We start from the raw sequence: 4,617 nt of genomic DNA, 5'->3' as shown, positions 1-4,617 counted from the left end.
ATATCAGCGCACAGCTGGACTTGAATGTCGAATTCAAAGGGGCGTTCACGCAGTTCGGCTACCAGGGCCGGGCGGAATACCTCCGGTGCCGACGCCAGATCGGGAGTATGCCGGGCAACCCTGCTGGCGAACTCGGGCACTGGGGCAATACGGATCTTGGCAACGTAGTCACCGTGCCGGACTGCGCCCATCGTCCAGTAGTTCGATAGCAGCAGGTTCACGGGGCGGATCTGCGCAAGGCTGACGAACGCGAAAAGCTCCTCCCAGGCCCACTGGTCCTCATCTAGGGTCCCCTTTCCCGTTACCCACTCACGGAAGAAGCGATGCTGGCCTTGGCGCCCCTGAGAGAAGTACTGTCCTGCCTCGATGAACAGGTCTTTGATGAACAGATAGTGCTCGACGGTGTTGCAGAAGAAGACGGGCGTTGATGGTGGCGTAGTCGAAGGTGCCGGTATCAGGCTCGTCCTCCAGAAGGACCGGGCCGTTGATGTCGAAGATCTTCAGGGCCATTCCCACCACCGGGCCGAGTAGCACGTCGGGTCCAGCGTGCGGCTGTCCGTTGGAGAAGCGGATGAGAGCGCCATGCTTTCCGGGTACCGCGTAGATACCCTGCGCGTATTCCGCGGGCAACTGACCGAGGATCTCGACTTCTGCCTTGACCACCCCGTATCCCTTGGCGTGCGCGTCACGGACGGCGCGGCCGGTGCCTTCAGTGGTCACCGATCCGGCAATGTATTCCTCTAGCTTGTCGATCACGATCTGCGAGTTCTCATCGAAATACGGATCGGTTGCTTCGATGTCCGGCGTGTATCTGACGAATTGCGTTGACATGCGTTCTCCCGTTCGCGAATTTCTGCCCTTGCGCTCATTGCCGGCTGGACGTCACCGATTGCCCGCTGTTATGGATCACCTGGGTCCTCCAAAGCGGCTCCGACGTCATATCCGAGTGCCGTCGCCACGTCGGGAGCGGCGCAGACGACCCGGCCGAGCCCGGTCACGGGGGCGATCGCTAGCAGCACATCGGCGATCTCGTCCTCCGTCGCGCCTGCCGCGAGCGCCCGGGCGGTGCTCCATTCGAGGCAGACCGCCGGTGACCCGCTGGCCACCAATATCCCTAGCTGAAGCAATGCCGCGGTTTTGGGTTCCAGGGCCGAGGTCCTGGCCAGGTCAAGTCCCAGCCCGGCCTCGTCTTCGACGAAGCCTTCGTCGATCATCGCCAGCCTGCGCAACGTTTCCTGGTATCTCGCCGTGTGGTCCATAAGTCTCTCCCTCGCCGTCGGGCACTATTCCACCTCGGACCGGGACGAGTTCCATGCTCCCTGCTGGAGCGAAAGATAGGTCGTCATCTCTCAGGATCCCCAGGTCATGGAACCGCGGGCGCCCTGCATGCCTGCCTGCCTGACCGGCCGCTAACGGCGGGAAGATGATGACCACCGGGCAGGGAGCGTCGTAGGCCACCTGGCTGCTTACCGAGCCCACCCCCCGGGGGCCGAGGCCGCCGCTGCCCCGTGAGCCCACGACCAGCAGGTCGGCGTGGTGCCCGGCGTCGAGGAGTTCGGCGGCGGGCGAGCCCGGGATCACCTGGACGGTGACCGGCGGCGCTGGCCCGGACTGGCTGTTGACCGCTTGGTCCACCAGTGCCTGTACGTCCTGGGCCGCTTGGTTCTGGTTCAGGTCGCCCGTGGTACAGGTGACCGCCTTCTCGTCATGCACGCTGAGGACGGTGAGCGAGGCGTGCCGCGCCGCAGCCTCGCTCAGGGCCCACTGGAGGGCCCGCCGTGAATGCGGTGAGCCGTCCACTCCGACGATGATTCCAGGCATCGTGGCTCCAGTCTTCATACTCACCTGGGTCATCACGATCCCACCGCGTCCGGCCAGGAGCTGGCATCATCCCAATGGGATAAAGGGTGCGGAGCAGGCCTGTTACTTGTCGAGGAGTGCCAGCTCGCGGGCCCGGCCGACTGCCTGGCTTCGTGAGGAGGCCCCGAGCTTCCGGTAGATCGACATCGCCTCCGCCTTGACGGTGTGGCGGGACAGGAACATCTCCTCGGCGATCTCCCGGAACGACAGGTGGGTGGAAAGCATCGGCAGCAGGCGCAGCTCGGCAGTGGTCAGGGCCGACGCTCCCAGGGCGGACGAACCCCGGGCGCGGGAAAGCTCCGCCCGCAGGTCCGCGGCCTGCCGAACGAAAACACCGAGGCGGGGGCGCCGCACTAGGATCTCTTCGGCCTCCCGGAGCAGGGTCCGCGCCGCGCCGAGATCGAACAATGCGAGGTGGCACCTCGCCAGCTCGATCCTCGCCTGAACGGCCATGTGCGGCACGGCGTAGGTCAGGCCGGGGCGAAGGCGCTGAGCCCGGGTCAGTTCCGCCTCGGCGCGCGGACGGTCGGCCTCGTGCAGCGCCATCCGCGCGGCCACCGCGTACAAGATCGTGACCGGGGGATAGTCCTCCAGATTGCCCCCACGGGCCAGCGACCGGGCCTCGGACAGGTACCGTCTGCCCAGGTCCCAGTCGCCGCTGGCGATCGCCAGCAGCGACCGCTCGGCCAGCGCGATGCACGGACCGAACATGATCCCAGCAGCCTGGCCCTCTGCGACCACATCCCCGAACAGGACATCGGCCCGGTCTAGATCGCCGGCCATCAGGTGCGCGGCCGCCCGGTACATCATGGCGGTGATCCGCCAGAAGCTGCCCGGGGCCATGGTCCTGGCCGCAAGCTCCGCGTCGGCCCGCATCTGCTCCACCCCGTCGCGGCACAGCAGCGCCCGGATCAGCGCCAGCCACGGCTCGATCGACGGGCTCCCGTCCGGCAGGCTCGTGGCGGCGGCTACCCGCTCGGCGACATCGGCCCATCGTTCGGCTTGGGCCGGCTTCCCGGTCAAGGCGCAGAACATCGCCGCCAGCACGGCGATCGCCGGGTAGCTTTCCATGGCCGCACGGTCTTCGAGCCACCCAAGCCACCGCTCGACCGTCGCGATCCTGCCCCGTTGGTAGCTGAGAAACGCCAGAGCGCCGACAAGGCGAGCCGCCGAATCCACCTCGCCCGCCTTCATCCAGTACTCCAGCGCCTCCTCGGGCTCCCGGTTGCGCTCATACCACTGCGCAGCTCGCCGCTGAAGGACGGGCACCAGGCCAGGCTCCTGGCGGTGCAGCTCCGCCAGGAGCATGTCGCGGAACAAATGGTGATAGCGGTACCAGTCTCCCCGCCCGTCCAGCGGCACCAGCAGCAGGTTCGACCGTTCCAGGTCTTCCAGGGCCGGCGTGGAACCGCTCATATCGAGCACTGCATCGCACAGCGGCCCGCACATGCGCTTCAGCACCGCGGTCCGGGTGAGGAACGTGCGGTGCCGACGGGAAATCCGCGCCAGGAACTCTGACTCCAGGTACTCGCTCACCAGCCGGTCGTCGCCGCCGAAGGAAACCGCCGCGCTCCCAAAGGGGCCGCCCTCCTTGAGGTAGAGCGCCGCAAGGTACAGCCCGGCCGGCCACCCCTCGGTCCGCCGGTGCAACTCCGCCACGTCGTCCTCACCCAAGGTGAGATCCACATTGCGCAGCAGCGAGAACGCCTCCTCGCGAGTGAGCGACAGGTCACCCGGCCCGACCTCTAGGACCTTGCCCTCGGCGCGCAGCCGCGCGATCCGCAGCGGCGGCTCGGCCCGGCCGGCGAGCACCAGCCGGGAACCGCCCGGCACATGATCGGCCAGCACGGACAGCGCGGCCCGGCATTCGGAGTTGTGCAGCACGTGCACGTCGTCCAGGACAAGCGCCACGGGCGAGGCCATCGATGAGAAAGCCGAGCCGAGCCGCGGGACGACCGAGCCGGGCACTGAGCTGCCGGGGGAAGCGAGGGCATCGAATACCCGCTCGCCGACCGGCTCCACCGCATCGAGCGCCTTCGCGACATAGGTGAGCAGGACCTTCGGATCGTTGTCGGCCTCGTCGACCGACACCCAGGCGAAGGCCTGGCCGTTGCGCTCGGCCCACTGGGCCAGTACGGTCGTCTTCCCGTAGCCGGCCGGCGCGACCACCGAGGTGATCGGACGGCGGCCACCCCGCTTGAGCCGCTCGATCAGCGACGAACGACGCACCGTCCCGGGCCGAAGCAGGGGACGGTGAAGCTTCGCCGTCAAAAGGTCGAACGCCGGCCCGTCTGCACCATCCGACGGCCCAGTTCGCTGGCGCAGCTCGCTGTCGCCCAATGCCCGGTGGCCTCCCCTGGAATTGCGTGCCGTTCCAGGATCGGCCGCACCTTGAATCAGGTCAAGAGCGACAAAGTGAACAAAGGCCGCGTCCGGCCCCAAAACGTGGCAAGACGGCGCCAAGCTGGACGGCGGCTGAAAATGCCGCCACGTGCCCGCCGATCCGGCAACCTAGGCGGGCTTGCTGGCTGGCGGTGCTGGAGATCATGCATCTTATCCGTGCAGGGTGATGCCGCTGATCCGCCCCTGGGCGGATGCTGGGCCTGCGCTGGGCGCAGGACCCGTTAGCCGGCTGCTGCCGGTGATGATCAGCCTGACTACGATGGGCAGCTGAGGAGGGCGGCATGCGGGGCAGGGGTACATGATCCTGACGGCGGGTGCTGCCGGGACGTCGGCTGAGACGTTCACTGAGCTGAT

Annotated in this window: 4 protein-coding genes and 1 pseudogene; all 5 read right to left on the bottom strand. The window is 67.3% G+C overall.

What is annotated here, in order from left to right; genetic code table 11:
* Positions 1-221: pseudogene (locus WA805_RS27010) on the bottom strand (catalase family protein); the annotation flags it as partial.
* An 88-nt stretch (positions 222-309) separates the two neighbouring features.
* On the bottom strand, positions 310-831 hold the full coding sequence (locus WA805_RS27005) for a hypothetical protein (protein ID WP_425243752.1): 522 nt from the start codon (positions 829-831) through the stop codon (positions 310-312).
* Between the two features lie 68 nt (positions 832-899).
* A complete protein-coding gene (locus WA805_RS27000) occupies positions 900-1,259 on the bottom strand; it encodes a carboxymuconolactone decarboxylase family protein (protein ID WP_422286189.1) in 360 nt (119 codons plus the stop codon).
* Positions 1,168-1,821: a universal stress protein gene (locus WA805_RS26995; protein ID WP_422286188.1), complete on the bottom strand. Its 654-nt coding sequence runs from the start codon at positions 1,819-1,821 to the stop codon at positions 1,168-1,170. Before WA805_RS26995 ends, WA805_RS27000 begins: the two co-directional genes overlap by 92 nt.
* Positions 1,822-1,923: 102 nt before the next feature.
* Entirely contained in the window at positions 1,924-4,089 is a 2,166-nt protein-coding gene (locus tag WA805_RS26990; protein WP_425243751.1) for a LuxR C-terminal-related transcriptional regulator, read from the bottom strand.
* Positions 4,090-4,617 lie beyond the last annotated feature (528 nt).

Origin of the sequence: Trebonia sp. (assembly GCF_049794275.1) — a bacterium.
In the GTDB taxonomy this organism is placed as follows: domain Bacteria; phylum Actinomycetota; class Actinomycetes; order Streptosporangiales; family Streptosporangiaceae; genus Trebonia.
Note: the sequence above shows the minus strand (reverse complement) of the source record. Positions and strands in the feature narration are given on the sequence as shown.

Excerpts from the sequence above, each read along its gene's own strand:
- WA805_RS27005 (WP_425243752.1), bottom strand. The coding sequence starts at position 831 with ATGTCAACGCAATTCGTCAGATACACGCCGGACATCGAAGCAACCGAT.
- WA805_RS27000 (WP_422286189.1), bottom strand. The coding sequence starts at position 1,259 with ATGGACCACACGGCGAGATACCAGGAAACGTTGCGCAGGCTGGCGATG.
- WA805_RS26995 (WP_422286188.1), bottom strand. The coding sequence starts at position 1,821 with ATGCCTGGAATCATCGTCGGAGTGGACGGCTCACCGCATTCACGGCGG.